The organism is Halorubrum sp. SP9, assembly GCF_005435015.1.
In the GTDB taxonomy this organism is placed as follows: Archaea; Halobacteriota; Halobacteria; order Halobacteriales; family Haloferacaceae; genus Halorubrum; species Halorubrum sodomense.
On the sequence record NZ_SGXU01000129.1, the window covers coordinates 1 to 1,128 of the forward strand.

Annotated in this window: 1 protein-coding gene and 1 pseudogene; both read left to right on the forward strand. The window is 54.1% G+C overall.

The window, feature by feature from the left end; all coding sequences use genetic code 11:
* The first annotated feature begins 186 nt into the window (after positions 1 to 186).
* The gene (locus EXE45_RS16800) at positions 187 to 792 is read left to right on the forward strand and encodes a hypothetical protein (protein ID WP_137695004.1); all 606 of its coding nucleotides are present in this window, start codon (positions 187 to 189) and stop codon (positions 790 to 792) included.
* 176 nt (positions 793 to 968) lie between these two features.
* A pseudogene (locus tag EXE45_RS21440) lies at positions 969 to 1,128 on the forward strand (DUF1102 domain-containing protein); the annotation flags it as partial.

Sequence of the window (1,128 nt, forward strand, 5' to 3'; positions counted from 1 at the left end):
ATTCGGTCGGGATTCAGGCGGGGTCGGAACCGGGCGGCCGAGTTTCAGTCTCGCCCGGAAGTGTTTCTGGAAATTCATAACGATATGGGATAGGCCCCATGGGTGTAGTAGAGCGACCCCAGATGACGCGGGATGTCCCGCGTCGGCGGCCCGCGGGTCGTGTGCGGTCAACGAGGTAAACCAACTATGACAAACCGACGCAAGTTCATCGCCGGTCTAGGAGCCTTGGCCACTGGTAGTGCGGCAGCAATAGGAACTGGTGCGTTCACGAGTCTAAGTGTGAGTCGGAACGTCTCTGTGTCAGTGTCTCCCGATTCAAATGCGTACCTACAATTGAAGCCGCTGAGTACGCCGAACTCAAACGAATTCGTTGACGGGTCTGGGGGTCGTTCGGATACTCTTTCAATTTCGATAGGTGAGAACAAAATCGGCGGGAAAGGTGTGAATGAACAGGCTGAAACGTTTTTTGATGACCTGTTTTCGATTACCAACCAAGGCTCACAACCGGTATGGATCTGGATGAAGTCGAATATTCCTGGTGTAAATTACTATAATTCCGACATTGACGAGGGAATCAGCCTTGACGGCAACAACGTGTTCAACGACAGAGAGGTGATCCAGTATGTTGAGGTCGGAGACGGATTCAACGTTGGTCTGACAATCAACACTGTCGGGAGACCGTCTGACCGAGACGGCCAATCGACGATCATTGCTAAGGCTGACGAGGAAGACGTACCCGACGAACCCGGGCACGCAGTACAGAACTCTGACAGAGGCGGTCCCCGGACGTAACTACCGCTAATAATCCTGTTGGCGCCAATCCATATTCGGTCTCAGATACTGTTATTTATTTGTAATAAGGTCGCTGAGGATTGAACGCACCAGATCCGGTGAGTAATCAGACCCTTCAGTGAATCAAGGACCACAATACGAAGACACTCTGAGAACAATATGTATCCAACTAACTGATGTCGACTGCCCGACGGATTCTAATACTGGTCCTGCTAGCCGCTTCCGCAGCCACCGCACTCGCCTTCGCCACGGGCGCGGCGGTGGTCGACGGCCCCGCTGACACCGTCGCCAACGGCGACCTCGCGATCCAACCGGCCGACGGCCCGAACGGACGGT